14 protein-coding genes are annotated in these 17,548 nt (G+C 68.8%); 9 read left to right on the forward strand and 5 right to left on the reverse strand.

Features of this window, described 5'->3' with window-relative positions; translation table 11 throughout:
• Positions 1-39: 39 nt before the first annotated feature.
• The 4 genes from paoC to JF542_RS07105 form a co-directional block, all read right to left on the reverse strand.
• Positions 40-2,220, reverse strand: coding sequence for an aldehyde oxidoreductase molybdenum-binding subunit PaoC (gene paoC, locus JF542_RS07090; RefSeq protein WP_207075303.1), 2,181 nt, complete (start codon positions 2,218-2,220; stop codon positions 40-42).
• Position 2,221: 1 nt separating this feature from the next.
• A complete protein-coding gene (locus JF542_RS07095) occupies positions 2,222-3,172 on the reverse strand; it encodes an FAD binding domain-containing protein (RefSeq protein ID WP_207075304.1) in 951 nt (316 codons plus the stop codon).
• Positions 3,169-3,810: an aldehyde dehydrogenase iron-sulfur subunit PaoA gene (gene paoA, locus JF542_RS07100; RefSeq protein WP_207075305.1), complete on the reverse strand. Its 642-nt coding sequence runs from the start codon at positions 3,808-3,810 to the stop codon at positions 3,169-3,171. Before paoA ends, JF542_RS07095 begins: the two co-directional genes overlap by 4 nt.
• A 330-nt stretch (positions 3,811-4,140) precedes the next feature.
• The gene (locus JF542_RS07105) at positions 4,141-4,611 is read right to left on the reverse strand and encodes an Lrp/AsnC ligand binding domain-containing protein (RefSeq protein ID WP_207075306.1); all 471 of its coding nucleotides are present in this window, start codon (positions 4,609-4,611) and stop codon (positions 4,141-4,143) included.
• 119 nt (positions 4,612-4,730) lie between these two features.
• Between JF542_RS07105 and rocF the strand changes: the two genes are divergently transcribed.
• From rocF to JF542_RS07150, 9 genes are all read left to right on the forward strand, one after another.
• Positions 4,731-5,660: an arginase gene (rocF, locus tag JF542_RS07110; RefSeq protein ID WP_207075307.1), complete on the forward strand. Its 930-nt coding sequence runs from the start codon at positions 4,731-4,733 to the stop codon at positions 5,658-5,660.
• Positions 5,660-6,724, forward strand: coding sequence for an ornithine cyclodeaminase (locus tag JF542_RS07115; protein WP_207075308.1), 1,065 nt, complete (start codon positions 5,660-5,662; stop codon positions 6,722-6,724). The genes rocF and JF542_RS07115 overlap by 1 nt, the downstream gene beginning before the upstream one ends.
• Positions 6,725-6,987: 263 nt before the next feature.
• Positions 6,988-7,986 carry a siderophore-interacting protein gene (locus tag JF542_RS07120; RefSeq protein WP_207075309.1) on the forward strand — a complete coding sequence of 333 codons (999 nt, stop codon included), beginning with the start codon at positions 6,988-6,990 and terminating at the stop codon, positions 7,984-7,986.
• Positions 7,987-8,234: 248 nt separating this feature from the next.
• A complete protein-coding gene (locus JF542_RS07125) occupies positions 8,235-9,140 on the forward strand; it encodes a helix-turn-helix domain-containing protein (protein ID WP_207075310.1) in 906 nt (301 codons plus the stop codon).
• Positions 9,141-9,189: 49 nt separating this feature from the next.
• Positions 9,190-11,304 carry a TonB-dependent siderophore receptor gene (locus JF542_RS07130; protein WP_207075311.1) on the forward strand — a complete coding sequence of 705 codons (2,115 nt, stop codon included), beginning with the start codon at positions 9,190-9,192 and terminating at the stop codon, positions 11,302-11,304.
• Positions 11,305-11,351: 47 nt separating this feature from the next.
• Positions 11,352-12,188 carry an ABC transporter substrate-binding protein gene (locus tag JF542_RS07135; RefSeq protein ID WP_207075312.1) on the forward strand — a complete coding sequence of 279 codons (837 nt, stop codon included), beginning with the start codon at positions 11,352-11,354 and terminating at the stop codon, positions 12,186-12,188.
• Positions 12,185-14,122 carry a Fe(3+)-hydroxamate ABC transporter permease FhuB gene (fhuB, locus tag JF542_RS07140; RefSeq protein WP_207075313.1) on the forward strand — a complete coding sequence of 646 codons (1,938 nt, stop codon included), beginning with the start codon at positions 12,185-12,187 and terminating at the stop codon, positions 14,120-14,122. The genes JF542_RS07135 and fhuB overlap by 4 nt, the downstream gene beginning before the upstream one ends.
• Positions 14,119-14,892: an ABC transporter ATP-binding protein gene (locus JF542_RS07145; protein ID WP_207075314.1), complete on the forward strand. Its 774-nt coding sequence runs from the start codon at positions 14,119-14,121 to the stop codon at positions 14,890-14,892. Before fhuB ends, JF542_RS07145 begins: the two co-directional genes overlap by 4 nt.
• A gap of 8 nt (positions 14,893-14,900) precedes the next feature.
• Positions 14,901-16,601, forward strand: coding sequence for an ABC transporter ATP-binding protein (locus JF542_RS07150; RefSeq protein WP_207075315.1), 1,701 nt, complete (start codon positions 14,901-14,903; stop codon positions 16,599-16,601).
• A gap of 71 nt (positions 16,602-16,672) precedes the next feature.
• Here the strand turns inward: JF542_RS07150 and JF542_RS07155 are convergent, their stop codons facing one another.
• Positions 16,673-17,455, reverse strand: coding sequence for a GntR family transcriptional regulator (locus JF542_RS07155; protein ID WP_207075316.1), 783 nt, complete (start codon positions 17,453-17,455; stop codon positions 16,673-16,675).
• Positions 17,456-17,548 lie beyond the last annotated feature (93 nt).

The raw sequence follows: 17,548 nt of genomic DNA on the forward strand, positions 1-17,548 counted from the left end.
CCATCGCGGAGGCGCCCCGTCGAAAGCGTGTTGGCCGGCTCAGATCGCCGGAAGGCGGTCGATGAACTTGTCCATGGTCAGCGGGTAGTCGCGGACCCGGACGCCGGTGGCGTTATAGACGCCGTTGGCGATGGCCGCCGCCACCCCGCAGAGGCCCAGTTCGCCCACGCCCTTGGCCTTGAGCGGCGTTGCCACCCCATCGAGCGTGTCGAGGAAGATCACTTCCTGCTCGGGGATGTCCGCGTGCACCGCGACCTCGTAATTGGCCATGTCGTGGTTGGCAAAGAAGCCCCGGCCACGATCAAGCGCCATATCCTCCGAGAGCGCCGCGCCGACGCCCATCACCATGCCACCGATGACCTGGCTGCGCGCGGTGATCGGGTTGATGATCCGCCCCGCGTCGCAGACCGCGAGCATCCGCCGCACCCGGGTCTCGCCGGTATAGGCATGCACGCCCACCTCGACGAAATGCGCCCCGAAGGTGCCCATGGCATAGCCCTGCTGGAAGTCGCCCCACTGGATCGCGTCCTCGGCCGAGACCTCCTCGTTGATCTCAGAGAGCGCCATGTCGGTGTCGCCACCGGTGACGCGGCCACCGTTGAACGACGCCTCATCAATGCCGAGATTGCCGGCGATCTTCTCGCGCAGTGCCATGCAGGCGGCATAGACGCCCGAGGTCGAGCTCGGCGCGCCGAACTGGCCGCCGGAACCGGACGAGACCGGGTAGGCACTGTTGGCCATGCGCATCTCGACGTCGGCCACGTCCATGCCCATGGTCTCGGCGGCGGTCTGCGCGAGGATGGTGTAGGAGCCGGTGCCGATGTCGGTCATGTCGGTCTCGATGATCAGTTTGCCGCCATCGAGGATCGCCCGCGCGCCCGAGGGCAACACGAGCGCGCCGCGATAGGCCCCGGCCACGCCGTGGCCAATCAGCCAGTCACCGTCGCGCTGACCACCGGGAGTGGTGTTGCGCTCGGACCAGCCAAAGGCCTCGGCGCCGCGCTCGAGACATTCCACGAAATGTCGGTCGCTGAAGGGAATGTCGGGGTTGGCAGGGTCGACCTGCGTGTCGTTGACAATGCGGAACTGCACCGGGTCCATGTCGAGCGCCTCGGCCATCTCGTCCATGGCAATCTCGAGCGCCATCAGGCCTGACGCCTCGCCCGGAGCGCGCATGTCGGCGGTCTCGGGCAGCGGCATGTCGACCACGTGGTTCTTCACGCGGCGGCTGTCGCCGGCATAGAAGATCGGGGTCTGCGCGGTGGCGTTCTCGCCACGCCCGCCGGGCAGGCAGTAGGCCGCGGCCTCGTGCCAGATGCCGGTGAGGTGACCATCCGCGTTGGCAGCGAGACGAATGCGCTGCACGGTGGCCGAGCGGTGGGTGGTGTTGTTCATCACCATCGGGCGCGGCAGCGCGAGCTTCACCGGCACACCAGCCGCGCGCGAACCGAGCGCCGCCAGAACCGCGTCGGCGCGCAGCCAGAGCTTGGCGCCGAATCCGCCGCCCACATAGGGGCTCTCGACGCGGATGCGGTCCTGGTCGATGCCGAAGGTGGTGGCGATCGACTGGTGGTTCCAGTTGATCATCTGGTTCGAGGTCCAGACCGTCATGTTCTCGCCGTCGGACCAGTCGACGGTGGAGCTGTGCGGCTCCATCATCGTGTGGCTCTCGCCGGGCGTGTGATACATCTGGTCGATGACCTGTGCAGCATCGCGGAAGGCAGCGTCGACATCGCCCACCAGCGTGTCTGGCTCGCCGGTGCCCTGAACCCGCTCAAAGGCCGCGTCGAGGTCGAGGTCGGCGGGGGTGCCCTCCTCGTACTCGACCTCGATCATCGCGGCCGCCGCGCGGGCCTGCTCGAACGTGTCAGCCACGACGACGGCGATGGCCTGATGATAGTGCTGCACCTCGTCGCCGCCGAACAGGCGCGCAACGTTGTTCATGCCCTTCTCGAGCGGGTCGATCTCGAGTGTGGTCACCACGGCCCGCACGCCCGGCGCGCTGCGCGCAGCCTCGGCGTCCATGCGGGTGATGCGGCCATGTCCGATGGCGGCCCCGAGCGGGTAACCGTAGAGCGCATCGGGCGCCGCGTCGTTGCGCTCATAGGCGTAGGGCGCGGTGCCGGTGACCTTGAGCGGACCGTCGATGCGCTGCATCGGCTTGCCCACGACCTTGGCGTCGTCGAAGAGATTGCTGTCGACCGGTTGGTTGAATTCCATCTCAGGCCTCCTTCAGCATGGCGGCGAGCGTGCGCTCGGCAAGGGTGATCTTGAAGGCGTTCTCCTCGGTGGGACGGGCGCCATCGAGCAGCACCGACATCACCGCAGAGGCGCCGTTGGGCAGCTCCGCATCCGCAGCGTCCGAGCGCCACGGTTTCGGCGCGACGCCGCCAAGCGCCACGCGGCCAGAGCCGTCGGCCTGACGGACCAGCGCCACCGAAACCAGCGCGAAGGCATAGGAGGCGCGGTCGCGGACCTTGTGATACTCCTGCGTACCACCCACCGGCGCGGGCAGCCGCACATGGGTGATCAGCTCCCCCGGCATCAGCGCGGTCTCATCCTCGGGGGCGTCGCCCGGCAGCAGGTGGAACTCCTCGAGCGGGATTTCGCGGGTCATGCCGGTAGGTGTCACCGTCTCGACCACCGCGTCGAGCGCGCGCATCGCCACGGCCATGTCGGACGGATGCGTCGCGATGCAGGCATCCGAGGTGCCGATGACGCCGAGCTGGCGCGAGAACGCGCCTTCGGTCAGCGCGCCACACCCCGAGCCGGGCGCGCGCTTGTTGCAGGGCATGTTGGTGTCGTAGAAATACGGGCACCGGGTGCGCTGCAGCAGGTTGCCGCCGGTGGTCGCCTTGTTGCGTAGCTGGCCGGTCGCACCGGCGGCGATGGCCCGGGTCAGCAGCGGATAGTCGCGGCGGATGCGGCTGTCAGCCGAGAGCGCGGTGTTGGTCACCAACGTGCCGATGCGCAGCCCGCCCTCTTCGGTCTCGCTGATCTCGTCGAGCCCGAGCCCGTTCACGTCGATCACGTGCAGGGGGGTCTCGATCTCGAGCTTCATCAGGTCGAGAAGATTGGTGCCCCCGGCGAGGAACTTGGCGCCCTCGACCTCGGCGGCGCGGGCCGCGGCAGCGGCGGGATCGGCGGGTTTTTCGTAGGAAAAGGCCCTCATGCACTTTCCTCCGCAACTTGGGTGATGGCCGCGAGGATGTTGGCGTATGCGCCGCAGCGGCAGATATTGCCCGACATGCGCTCGCGGATCTCGGCATCGGTGATGGCGATCTCGGCGGTCAGGTCGCCGGTCACGTGGGAGGGGATGCCGGCGCGGATCTCCTCGATGACCTTGCGGGCCGACTGGATCTGTCCCGGGGTGCAATAGCCGCACTGGAAGCCGTCATGCTCGACGAAGGCCGCCTGCATCGGGTCCATGCTCTCGGGCTGGCCGATACCTTCGATGGTCTCGACCGCGTCGCCGTCATGCATCACCGCGAGGCTCAGGCAGGAATTGATACGCTCGCCATTCACCGTGCAGGTGCAGGCGCCGCACTGGCCGTGATCGCAACCCTTCTTGGTGCCGGTCAGTTGCAGGTGCTCGCGCAGCGCGTCGAGCAGCGTGGTGCGGTTGTCGACGGTGAGCTCACGCTCTTCGCCATTGACCGAGAGCGTGACGGTCGTGGTCTCCGGGCCTGCGGTCGCCCCCGTGGACTGTGCCGCGGCGCCGCCACGATTGACGGCAGAGAAGGCTGCGGCTGCGGCGGTTCCGGCCAGAAGGGTCCGGCGGCGCAGGCTGAAATCGATGGGTGGGCTCATAAGAGTTCCTTCCTCTCGCGTGGTCGGTCGGGGCGGGAGACAGCCGCGCCGGGTGATCGTGATGGAAGGAATGCTAGGGCTCGAAAGGGGAGAGCAAAGCAAATTGAGTCTCATGATGACAATCGATCGAGCTCATGAAACCAAATTGATTTTCAAGCGTTTGTCATCGTTTGGAGCGACCGCGAAACTGCGTTGGTCGCGCATGTCCTGTGGGACCCAAGGCCCTGTTCTTCCGTGTCGGCAGCTGATCGGGACGCCGTTCTTCTCCTGCAGCCTGTAGGCGTCTACCGAAAGGCCCGCGCCTTTCGCGCCAGCCGCAGCGTTCCGATCTTAGCGGCGGCTCATGCCCGCGGCATGCGCCAGCAGCAGGCTGCTTTCAGAGTTCACCACGCCCGGCACGCCTCGGATCTCGCGCAGGACGGTGTCGAAGGCCACGAGGCTGCCGGTGCGGATGTCGACCACCAGATCCCACGCCCCGTTTGTCGACCAGATCGTGGTGACGCCGGGGATCTTCACCAGTGCCCGGATCACCTGATGCGACATCTGCCCCTGAAGCTCGACCATGGTGATGGCGCGCACCTCGCCCTCGACGTCGACATCGGTCTCGATGGTGAAGCGCCGGATGCGACCGGAGCGCACCAGTTGGTCGAGCCGAGTCCGGACCGTGGTGCGCGACAGGCCGGTGATGTGGGCAAGCTCGGTCACCGACCGGCGGGCATCGTCCCGCAGCGCCGAGATGAGCGCCTGGTCGGACGCGGAGAGCGCTCCCGTCGCCTCTGCCGGAGTTTGACCATTTTGCACGATCAGCTTTCCAATTTGCGCAACTTGAGAGAACGATTGATCATCAAATCCGTCGAAAATGTCAACGCAACATGGGACAAGGCCCCGAAACCGGATCATTCGCGGAAAGGACAATCGACATGCCCGGAACCTGTGCCCTGCTCGGAGCCCCCATCGAGACCGGCGCCTCGCAGCGCGGCTGCATCATGGGCCCGGCCAGCCTGCGCACCGCCGGCCTCGCCGAGGGTCTCGCCGGGCTCGGCTGGGAGGTTTCGGACCGTGGTGATGTGAGCATCGCGCCGCAAGCTTCGCAGCCCCACGCCAATCCCGCCCTGAATCACCTCGCCGAGACCTCGGCCTGGATCGCCGCGCTGCACGCTGCCGCCTATGATGCCGGCGCGGCATGCGATCTGCCGATCTTCATGGGCGGCGATCACTCCATGGCCGCGGGAACCGTGCCCGCCATGGCGCGCCGCGCGCAGGAGGCGGGCCGTCCGCTCTTTGTCCTGTGGCTGGATGCCCACCCCGACCTGCACACGCTCGAGACTAGCGAAAGCGGCAACCTGCACGGCACGCCGGTGGCCTATTTCACCGGCCAGCCGGGCTGCGATGCCTACCCAACCCTGCCAGCGACGGTCGATCCGGCCAATATCTGCATGATGGGCATCCGCTCGGTCGACGCGGCCGAGCAGGTCCGCATCCGCGAGCTTGGCGTCGAGGTCCATGACATGCGCGCCATCGACGAGACCGGCGTGCTCGAACCGCTACGCCGCTTCCTTGACCGTGTTCGCGAGGCGAACGGCATGCTGCACGTCTCCTTCGACGTGGATTTCCTCGACCCCGCCATCGCGCCCGCGGTCGGCACCACCGTTCCCGGCGGCGCCACCTTCCGCGAGGCGCACCTGATCATGGAGACTCTCTGCGACAGCGAGCTGGTGAGCTCGCTCGATCTGGTCGAGCTGAACCCGTTCCTCGACGAGCGCGGCAAGACCGCCAAGCTGATGTGCGACCTGACCGCGAGCCTGTTCGGCCGCCGCGTCATGGATCGCATGACCCGGAGTGCCTATTGATGACCGCCGATGCCGCAAAAACCGCCCCGTCCGATCTGGCCTACGTGCCCTTCGTCTCGGTCGAGAACATGATGCGCCTCGTGCACCATGTCGGCATCGAGACGTTCCTCGAAGAGCTCGCGAGCCATATCGAAGCCGATTTCAAACGCTGGCCCGAGTTCGACAAGAGCCCGCGCGTCGCCTCGCACGTGCCCGGCGGCGTGATCGAGCTGATGCCCACCGCCGACAACGCGCTGTATGGCTTCAAGTATGTCAACGGCCACCCCAAGAACACCCGCACCGGCCACCAGACCGTGACCGCCTTCGGCGTGCTCTCGGAGGTCGCCACCGGCTACCCTGTGCTGCTGACCGAGATGACGGTGCTGACCGCGCTGCGCACGGCGGCGACCTCGGCGCTGGTGGCACGCCATCTCGCGCCGAAGGATGCCAGCGTCATGGCGATGATCGGCTGCGGCGCGCAATGCGAGTTCCAGGCCATGGCCTTCCGCGCGCTCTGCGGCATCAACCGGCTGCGGCTCTACGACCTCGACCCGAAGGCGGTCGAGAAGGCCAGCCGCAACCTGACCGCGCAAGGCTTCGAGGTGACACGGTGCGGCTCGGGGCAGGAGGCGGTCGAGGGTGCGCAGGTGATCACCACCTGCACCGCAGACAAGCAATACGCCACCATCCTGACCGACAACATGGTCGGCGCGGGCCAGCACATCAACGCCATCGGCGGCGACTGTCCCGGCAAGACGGAGCTGCACCGCGATATCCTGCTGCGCGCCGAGATCTTCGTCGAATACCCCGAGCAGACCCGCATCGAGGGCGAGATCCAGGCGCTCGACGCGGACCACCCGGTCACCGAGCTCTGGCAGGTGATGCGGGGCGAGGCGCCGGGGCGGCGGGATGCGAAGCAGATCACGCTCTTCGACAGCGTGGGGTTCGCGATCGAGGATTTCTCCGCCCTGCGCTACGTGCGCGACAAGGTGCAGGGCACGTCGTTTGCCGAGCCGCTCGACATGCTGGCCGACCCGGACGACCCGCGCGACCTCTTCGGGATGCTCACCCGCTCCGCCGGGTGAGCAGCGCCATACCACGCTCCGGGCCGGAACGACCGGCCCGACTCCCATCCTGAAAGCCGGCGGGACCGGGCATCGCCTGCCGTCCCGTCGCGCCAAGGTGGGCCCGCATTCCACGCAGCTTGACACGCCACGTGCGCTCGCAGAGATTGCGCGCAGCAAGGCATGCGCCCAGCCGGACCGAGACGGTCCCCCTCCCCCGACATTCTCGCCGCAGACGGCCTGCTCGTGGCCCGCATATCGGCGTTTGACCCGACGAGGTTCCCATGCAGCGCGCCGATGCCACGCTCGAAATCGACAGCACCACCGCCATCGCGACCTTCCGAAACTATGCCGCCGATGCCGGCCGGCCGGTGTCCGACCACGGCCGGAGCATCACCGTCGCGCTTCCTCGCGGATCCCTGACCGTGATGCCAGACGGCGCTGGCACACGGCTGCGGATCGAGAGCCCGGACGCGGTCGCGCTGCAGCTTGCGCGCGACCTGCTGGTCTCGAAGCTGGCCTCTCAGGGCGTGGTGCCGCGCTGGCAGGAGGATCTGGCGGGTCGTCAACCCGGCAACCAGTCGCGCGCCACGGTGCTCGCGGCGCGGCGGCTGTCTCCGAATTACAGCCGCGTGGTGATCGAGGGACCGGATCTGGCGCGGTTCGCCGAAGCCGGGCTGCATTTTCGCCTGCTCTTCGGACCCGAGGGCGCCGGCTGGCCCGAGACCGACGCGGGCGGCGCCACGCGCTGGCCCGGCGGCATGACCGCCTGGCATCGCCCGGTCTACACCACGCGCGCCATCGAGGTATCGGGCGCTGCCGCGCGCATCACCTTCGACGTCTTCCGCCATGCGGGCGGTCGGGTGACCGAGTGGTGTGACCGGGTCGCGCCGGGCGCCGAGATCGCCATGACCGGCCCCGGCGGCGGCGGACTGCCTGAAATGGCCGGCTGGATGGGGCTTGTCGGCGACGAGACTGCGCTGCCGGTGATGATCCGCATCCTCGAGGCGATGCCTGACAACACCCGTGGCGAGGCGGTGCTCTTCGTGCCCGATGCCGCCGACATCCAGAGCTTGAGGCATCCCGAGGGCGTCTCGCTGCGCTGGGTTCTGCGCGGCGGTGACGAGACCCCGCTCGCGGCCCTGAAGACGCTGATAGTGCCAGCGCAGGATCGCTATGTCTTCTTCGCGGGGGAGAAGGTGCAGGCGCTGGCGGCGCGGGCGTGGCTGCCGGAACAGGGGTTGAAGAAGGGCGAATTCATCTCCGCCGCCTACTGGTCCTGAGACCTGCGCGCCGAACGCCCGGATCCCGCGCCCCGGTTCCTGGACGAAGCACCAAACGACGCGGGGCGCGGAGTCCGACCCGCCCGTCTCGCTGCTGCCCCTGTCGGGCAAGCCCTCGGCACAGGCGGCGCGACAGGCCGCGCCCCTTAATTGACTATTCCTGTCAGAAATGCGACTCTTCCAGCGCTCAGCAAGCCGGAGGACGGCCCGCCAGGCTGTCCTCCGCCCTTTCTGTCGAGCGTTCCCCGATGACCTTCATGCCCCGCATGACCGCCGAGACCCGTGCCATCCGCACCTTGCGCCCGCTCAGCTGGCGGCGCTGGCCGGGGGTGATCGCGGATGTCTGGCACGTGCACGGGGAGGCCGGTGGCGGCGGGTTCTACAGCGCCCCGGATCCAAGGCTGGTGGTGTTTCTCGGCGGTGGCGAGGGGCTTCACCTGCGCACCGAGGATGGCAGCCCGTGGCAGAGCGATGTCTCGGTGATGTACGTGCCCGCGCATGTGCCACTGTGGAGCCGCTTCGACACGGGCGGGGATCACGCGCATCTCGACCTGCATCTCGACGCGGGCCCTCTTCAGCAGCGCCTTCGCGACCAGCCGCGAGAGGCGCTGACACGCCCCCGGCTGGCCCGGACAACGCCCCGGGTCGACACGCTCGCACGGATGATCGCGGACGAGGTCGAGCGCCCGGGCCGCCCCGACATCTCGAGTGACGGCCTGCTCTCGGCGCTGCTTTCGGAGGTGCTCGATCTCGGCCCGCCCGCCCCGGGCGGCGAGCGCGGTGGCCTGCCTCCTCACCTTCTCCAGCGGCTCGAGACTCACGCCCGCGCGGCGCTGCACCGTCGCATCCCCAGCGCCGAACTGGCCGAGGTGGCAGGGCTGTCGGAAAGCTGGCTCACCCGGGGCTTCCGCGCCAGCCGCGGACAGACGCCGCAGAAGTGGCTGATGGCGCTGCGGCTCGAGGCCGCCGGGGCGATGATGCCCGACCCCAAGCTCAGCCTCGCCGAGATCGCCGCCGCCTGTGGCTTTGCCGATCAGGCCCACCTCACACGCGCCTTCCGGGCCCGGCATGGCGAAACGCCGGGAGAATGGAGACGCAGAAGATTTGTCCCGGATGCTTCAAAGCCCGCCGGTCCTGTACAAGCGGCACGATAATATCTGATCTATTTGATCGGGAAATGCCAACAACCCTCCGGACAGTGACATGACCCTTCCCCATCGTGCCGCCCTTGCCGCTGGCGCAAGCCTCTTGGCGCTGGCCACCGCCGCCTCGGCGCAGTCGACCGCTGACCTCTACGACCTCGGCACGCTGGTGGTCGACGGCTCTGCCGATCCCTCCGATCCGGTGCCCGGCTACGTCGCCACCACCGCCGCCACCGCCACCAAAACCGGCACGCCGATCCTCGAGACGCAGCAGTCGATCTCGGTCATCACCGGCGAGCAGATCGAGGATCAGGGCGCCACCACGCTGGGCGACACGCTGGGCTACACCGCCGGCCTGACGGCGCAGCCCTACGGCACCGACCCGCGCTTCGACGCGCCGACGATCCGCGGCTTCGACGGGTCGGATGCGCAGTATCTCAACGGCCTGCGCCTGATCCGCGACCTCGGCGCGCCGGCCTTCGAGATCTACTCGCTCGAGCGGGTCGAGGTGCTCAAGGGCCCGTCCTCGGCGCTTTACGGTGCCGGCATTCCGGGTGGCGTGATCAACCAGATCCAGAAGCGGGCGCAATTCCTCAGCTTCGGCGAGCTTGGCGTGGGCGTCGGGGACCCCAAGGCCACCGAGGGCTTCGTCGACTACAACCACGCCTTCTCCGACACCTTTGCCGCCCGCATCACCGCGGTGGCCCGCGACAGCGAGGAGGATGTCGAAGAGCTGACCAACGAGCGCAAGTATATCGGCCTCGCCACCCGCTGGGCGCCGACCGCCGCCACCCAGATCGAATTCCTCGGCTCGTGGCTGAAGGACAGTCCGATCACGCCCGCGGGCGTGCCCTACGGCCTTGTCGGCAAGGTCGATGACGACGATCTGCGCAGCTTCTATGCCGGCGATCCGAGCGACGATGACAGCGAGCGCGAGATGCTCAACCTCGGCTTCTCGGCACATCAGGAGATCAACGCCGACTGGTCGGTCGATGCGGATTTCCGCTATCAGAAATTCGACTGGGACTACACCGGCTTCTACGTCAACAGCGTCGATGCCGATCGCGATACCATCAGCCGTGGGGCCAACGACACCTCCGAGGACAGCTATACCCAGAACATCGATCTGCGCCTCAACGGCCATTTCGACACCGGCGCCGTGGCGCACAGGGTTGTCGTCGGCCTTGATGCCCGGCGCTACGGGGTCGAGAGCGAGACCGGCTTCCGCTATGCCGACCCGATCAGCTATTCCGACCCCAGCTATGACGGCGCCAATCTCAGCGATGCGTGGTATGTCTCGGCCGACGACCTGACGCTCGAGCAGATCGGCCTCTACGCGCAGGATGAGATGTCGTTCGGCAACTGGCGCGCCAGCCTCGCGCTGCGCCACGACTGGACCAGCCAGACCGGCAGCACCTACACCAATTTCGCCGGGACCTCCCAGGTGGATCAGGAGGACGAGGCCACCACCGGCCGCGCCGGCATCTCCTATGTCTTCGACAACGGCCTCGCGCCCTACCTGAGCTATGCCACCTCGTTCGATCCCGAGATCGGCACCGACAACAGCGGCAGCGCCTTCGAGCCGACCCGCGGGCGGCAGTGGGAAGCCGGGGTGAAATACCAGCCGCTCGGCTTCGACGGCTTCTTCTCGGCGGCGGTCTACAACCTCCGGCAGGAGAACGTGCTCTCGGCCTATACCGACGCGAACGGCATCGGCGATTACCGGCAGGAGGGCGAGGTGCTGTCGCGCGGCATCGAGCTGGAAGGCTCCGCCGATCTGGCGCAGGGCTGGAACATCCGCGGCCAGTACAGCTGGAACGACACCAAGGTTCTGAGCGGCGACAATGACGGCAAGTTGCTGGCCAATGCCCCCACGCACAACGCGAGCCTGTGGCTGAATTACGAGTTCGCCTCTGCCAGCACGCTGGACGGGCTGCAGCTCGGCGGTGGCGTGCGCTACATCGGCGAGCGCTATGGCGATGCGGCCAACAGCTATGATCTCGAGGACGTGACGCTGGTCGACCTTCAAGCCTCCTACGCCATCACCGAGGATCTCGGCATGTCGGTCAACGTGTCGAACCTCTTCGACGAGGCCTATGTCGCCAATTGCGGCTCCTTCGGCTGCTACTACGGCGATGGACGCACCGTGCAGGCCCGCCTGACCTGGAAGTGGTAAGCTCTCGCACAAGACACCTGAAGCGCCGCGCTCTCCTGCGCGGCGCTTTGTCGTCGCTGGCCCTCGCCGCGACCCCCGGCCTTGCGGCTGGCGGGGAGGCGCGTGTGGCGGCGATCGACTGGGCGATGCTCGAGACGGCGCTGGCGCTCGGGGTGACGCCGGTCGCGGCCTGCGAGCTGATCCGCTTCCGCGCCGACGCCATCGAGCCGGAGGTCCCCGAGAGCGTCACCGACCTCGGCCTGCGTGGGTCTCCGAATTTCGAGCTGCTACAGCTCACCCGACCGACGCTGATCCTGACCTCGCCATGGTACGCCCAGATCGCGCCGCGGCTCGAGGCGATTGCGCCCGTGTTCTCGCACGCGGTCTACACCGGTGAGCCGCCCTTCCCGCTGGCCGTCGCCGGGATGACCGCGCTGGCCGAACGGCTGGGCCGCGAGGCGGCGGCGCGCGAGGCAGAACGTGCCGCGATGCAAACGCTCGAAAGCCTCCGCGCCCGGCTGGCGCCGCTGCGTGCGCGCCCGGTCTATATCGTCCAGATCGGCGACGCGCGGCATTGTCGCGCCTTTGGCCCCGACAGCATGTTCGGCAATGTCGCGGCCCTGCTCGGGCTAGAGAATGCGTGGACCGCGCCGACCGAGTTCAGCTTTGCCGCGCCCACCCCGCTCGAGCGGCTCGCCGCCCGGCCCGAGGCGCGCATCCTGTCGGTCGGGCCCATCCCGCCGGAGGCAGCGCCGGGACTGCGCCGCTCGGTGCTGTGGAACCGGCTCACGCCGGTGGCCGAGGACCGGTTCGAGGTCCTTCCGCCGGTCAATCCGTTCGGTGCAGTGCCCGCGGCGCTGCGCTTTGCCCGGCTCGCCACCGAGGCGCTGGAGCGCATGGCATGAAGCTTGTCCTGCCACTTGCCGTCCTGCTCTCGGTCCTGCTTTGGGCCTTGGCCGCGCCCTCGGGCCTGCCGGATCGGTTCGCGCCCGAGGCGCTGAGCCTCGACGAGTTACTCATGCTCTATGGCCACATGCCGCGCGGGGCGATGGCGCTGGTCGCAGGGGGCTGTCTCGGGCTTTCGGGGGCGCTGTTGCAGGTGGTGCTGCGAAACCCGATCGCCGATCCTTCGACACTGGGCATCTCGTCCGGGGCGCAGTTGGCACTGGTGGCAGTGACGGTGCTCTTTCCGGGGCTGCTTGGCTGGGGCCGCGCGCCGGTGGCATTGGCGGGCGCCGGCGCCGCGGCGGCGCTGGTCATGGGGATGGGCGCACTGCGTGGCTTCCACCCGGTGACCATGGTGATCGCGGGCATGCTGGTCTCGCTTTTCGCCTCGTCTTTGGCAGGCGCGCTGACGCTGGCGCAGGGGCAATACCTGTTCTCGCTGGTGGTCTGGACCGGGGGCTCGCTGGTGCAGACCGGCTGGGGCCCGGTGCTGGCGCTTGCGCTGGTGCTGGCGCTCGGCGGCGGGCTCGCGGCGCTGATGGCGCGGCCGCTGTCGGTGCTCGGGCTCGAGGCCGAGAGTGCGCGCGCGCTCGGGCTTTCGGTGGACCGGGTGCGGGCGCTGGCGGTGGTGCTGGCCTGCGTGCTGGCGGCGAGCGTCTCTGCGGCCGTTGGGCTGGTGGCCTTCGTGGGCCTCGCCGCCCCGGCGCTCGCCCGCGCGCTGGGAGCGCGCCGCCCGGGGCAGATCCTCGCGCTGGCACCGCTCACCGGCGCGGTCCTGCTGTCGCTGGTCGACGGGCTGGTGCTGACCGCCGCCGGCTACGGCACCGAGATGTTCCCGACCGGCGCCGTCACCGGCCTGATCGGCGGCCCGCTCCTGCTGTGGCTGCTGCCGCGCCTGCGCGCCACGCCACCCCCAGCCCCCGACACGCAACTTCCGCGCACGGCTCGCCCGCTGCGACGCATGGGGCTGATCGCCCTCGCGACCGTCGTGCTGCTGGGCCTGCTCTTGACGCTCGGGCGCACGCCCGACGGCTGGAGCCTGCTCGACCGCGAAAGCCTCGCGCTGTTCCTGCCGAACCGCCTGCCACGGCTCGCCGGGGCCGCCGCTGCCGGGGGCCTGCTGGCGCTGGCCGGCGCGGCGCTGCAGCGGCTGACGGCCAACCCGCTCGCCTCGCCGGAGGTTCTGGGCGTCTCGGGCGGTGCCGCGATCGGCTATGCCGGGGTGCTGTTCCTCGCCGCTGCGCCCTCGGCCGTCGCACTGACGTCCGGCGCGGCGCTTGGCGGGGCGCTGGCCATGGCGGTGCTCACCTGCGCCGTGCTGGGGCGCGACGCACGGCCCGAGCGCCTGCTTCTGGCCGGCGTCGCGGTCTCGTCGCTGGCCGCGGCGCTGCTGTCGATCCTGATGGCGGCCGGCACGATGAAGAGCTTCGCCGTGCTCGCGTGGCTCTCGGGCTCGGCCTCGGCGCTCACGGCATCCGGCGCGGCGCTGCTGGTCGCCCTGCTCGCCCTTGCCTGCGCGGCGGCGGTGCTGATGGCGCGCTGGCTCACCATCCTGCCGCTCGGTCCCGAGGTTGCCCGCGCGCTCGGCCTGCCGCTGTATGGCGCCACGCTCTGTGTCGTCGCGCTGGCGGCGCTGGCCACCGGTGCGGCCACGGTGCTCGTCGGCCCGCTGAGCTTTGTCGGGCTGATGGCGCCGCACCTTGCCCGGCGCTGCGGGCTTGCGCAGGCGGTGCCGCACCTGCTTGGCAGTGCCGCCCTCGGCGCGTCCCTCATGCTCGCCGCCGATTTCGGCGCCCGCATGGCGAGCTTTCCCTATGACCTGCCGCTCGGCCTCTTCGCGTCGCTTCTGGGCACGCCTTGGCTGATCTGGCTGATGCTGAGGCGCCCGACATGACCGCACTCTACACCCTTTCCGACGTGACCCTGACCGTGCCCGGGCGCACGCTTCTGCACGGGCTCGACCTGAGCCTGCCTTCTGGCAAGGTGACCGGGCTGATCGGACACAACGGCTCGGGCAAATCGACCCTGCTGAAACTGCTCTCGCGCCAGACGCAGCCCACGCGGGGCAGCATCACTTTCGCAGAGCGTCCGCTGCCCGACTGGCCGACACGCGCGCTTGCCCGCCATCTCGCCTACCTGCCCCAGCATCCGCCCGCCGCCGAGGGGCTGAGCGTGCGCGAGCTGGCGGCCCTTGGGCGCTACCCTTGGCATGGCGCGCTTGGTCGGCCCGGCCCTGCGGACCGCAACGCCACCGATGCCGCCATCGCCGCCTGCGGGCTCGACGGCCTTGCCGCGCGCCGCGTCGACACGCTCTCGGGCGGCGAGGCGCAGCGGGCGTGGCTTGCCATGCTGATCGCCCAGGAGGCCGGCACCCTGCTGCTCGACGAGCCGATCTCGGCGCTCGACATCGCGCATCAGGTCGAGGTCCTGACGCTGGTGCAGAGCCTCAGCCGCGCGCGCGGACGCTCGGTCGTGGTGGTGCTGCACGATCTCAACATGGCGGCGCGCTATTGCGACCATATCGTCGCGCTCAAATCCGGGCGGCTGGTCTTCGAAGGCTCTCCCGACGAACTGATGACCCCGGACCGTCTTCATGACATCTATGGCGCGCGCATGGAGGTCATGACCCGCGCCGACGGCTCCCCCGTCGCCCTCCCCGTGTAAGGCCCAAAATGCTCAAACAGTTCTTCGACTACTACCGCCCGCACATGCGGCTCTTCTGGCTCGATTTCGGCTCTGCCGTGCTCTCGGGCCTGCTAGAGCTGGCCTTTCCGCTGGCCATCGCGGGCTTCATCGACCACCTGCTGCCGGGCGGCGACTGGGGGCTGATCGTGCTGGCCTCCGTGGCGCTGGTCTGCGTCTACGTCATCAATGCCGGGCTGATGCTGGTGGTGACCTACTGGGGCCACATGCTGGGCATCAATATCGAGACCGAGATGCGCGCCCGCGCCTTCGGACACCTCACCCGGCTGGGCTGGGGCTGGTTCGACCGCGCCGAGACCGGCAAGCTCGTCGCCCGTGTGACCCGCGATCTCGAGGAGATCGGCGAGGTCGCGCATCACGGCCCCGAGGATCTCTTCATCGCCATCATGACCTTTGTCGGCGCCTTCGGGCTGATGCTCTGGCTGCACCCGCCGCTGGCGCTGATGACATTGGTGATCGTGCCGGCGATGGGCTGGCTTCTTGCGGTCTATGGCGGGCGGATGACGCGGACCTGGCAGGCGATCTACGGCCGCGTGGGGGCCTTCAACGTGCGCCTCGAAGAAAGCATCGGCGGCATCCGCGTGGTGCAGGCCTTCACCAACGAGGCGCATGAGCGCGCGCTCTTCGCCGAGGACAACGCCCGCTACCGCGCCACCAAGCTCGACGCCTACCGCATCATGGCGGCGCTGAGCGCGCTGCAGTATTCCGGCATGCGGCTGGTGCAGGTGGTGGTGATGGTGGCAGGCGCTGGCTTTGTCTTCGAGGGCGCGATGAGCACCGGCGACTACGTCGCCTTCCTGCTGCTGGTGGGCGTGTTCTTCCGCCCGCTGGAAAAAATCGCCGCGGTGATCGAGCTCTACCCCCGCGGCATCGCCGGCTTCCGGCGCTATCTCGAGCTGCTGGACCAGCACCCCGAGATCGCCGACGCCCCGGAGGCGCGCGAGGCCCCGGCCCTGCGCGGCGAGATCGCCTTCTACAACGTGGAATTTACCTATGACGGGGCGCGCGGCGTCTTGCACGGCGTGTCACTGACGGTGCAGCCCGGTGAGACCGTGGCGCTGGTCGGACCCTCCGGCGCCGGCAAGACCACGATGATGGCGCTGGTGCCGCGCTTCTACGAGCCCACCGCCGGCGAGATCCGCATCGACGGGCTGCCGTTGGCCTCTATGACCCTCGAGAGCCTGCGCCGGCAGGTCGGGCTGGTGTCGCAGGACGTGTTCCTGTTTGCGGGAACCCTGCGCGAGAACATCGCCTATGGCCGGCTCGGTGCGACCGAGGAGGAGATCCTCGAGGCGGTGCGCGATGCCCAGCTCGGCCCGCTGGTCGACAGCCTGCCGGGCGGGCTCGACACGGTGGTGGGCGAGCGCGGGGTGATGCTCTCGGGCGGGCAACGCCAGCGGGTCGCCATCGCGCGGGTCTTCCTGCGCAACCCGCCGATCCTGCTGCTCGACGAGGCCACCTCGGCGCTCGACCGCTCGACCGAGCGCGAGGTGCAGGCGGCGCTGGCGCGGCTCGCGGTCGGACGCACGACGCTGATCATCGCGCACCGGCTTGAGACGATCCGCCACGCCGACCGCATCGTGGTGATGGATGGCGGGCGCATCGTCGAGATCGGCAGCCACGATGATCTGGTCGCCCGCCAGGAGGCCTATTTCCGGCTGCTGGACTGACGCACAGGGGTGCGCCAACTGAAGGGGCACAACGCAGGTCGCGACGATAGGACCGGCGCCGGGCGGTGTGCTCACTCCGTACCCGAGGTGCCCATGACCGGGCGCCACTCTCGGCTCTCGCCCTGCCCGACGCGGTTCAGCGTCATCTCGAGCCGGAAGGTCTCGGGTAGGTAGAGGGCCTGCAGATACTCGACCCCTCGACCCTCGCGATCGCGCACGATCCGTCGCAACGACAGGAGCGGTGCGCCCGTCGCGACGGACAGCGCCTCTGCCACGTCTGCGCGGGCAAGCGTCGCGGTGACCGACTGGTGCGCGCTCTCCACCTCGCCCCCGGAGCGCTCGAGCAGCGCATAGAGCGGCGAGCTCGCAAGGTCGGTCTCGGTGTAGTTCCGTGCGATCCGCTCGGGGACGTAGGTCGTCAGGTAGGACATCGGGCGGTCCTTGTAATAGCGCACCCGGATCGCTGTCTGGCACCTCTCCGACGGATCGATGGCCATCTGTTCGGCCACGTGAGGCGGTGCGATGTCATAAGTAAAGGACAGTAGGCGGGCGGTCGTTTCATGGCCGATCTGTTCCAGCTGCGGGATCAACTTCGTGAAGTCCGCGTCCAGAGGTGCCTCCGCGACGTGGCCACGAACGACCCCGGTCTGGTCCCGCCGGATCAGGCCCTCGTCTTCCAGCGCGGCCAGCACCTTGCGCACCGTGGCGCGCGAGACTCCATACTCGGCGGCGAGGCGGGTTTCCCCGGGCAAGGCCGCCCCGTCCGCATGCGCCCCTGCGGTCAGACTGTCGCGAAGCAGAAGATAGACTCGACGGGCTTTGCCCCCCGGAGCCAGACCGATTGTTCCACTCATCCCTGTTCCTCCCGACCGAATGGCCCGACGCAGTGCCACTTGTTTGGGCAGGTTAGTCGGCCAGACCAGCCAAGCAAGTGTCAAGTGGACCAA

This window comes from Salipiger bermudensis (genome assembly GCF_017309175.1).
Classification (GTDB): Bacteria; Pseudomonadota; Alphaproteobacteria; order Rhodobacterales; family Rhodobacteraceae; genus Salipiger; species Salipiger bermudensis.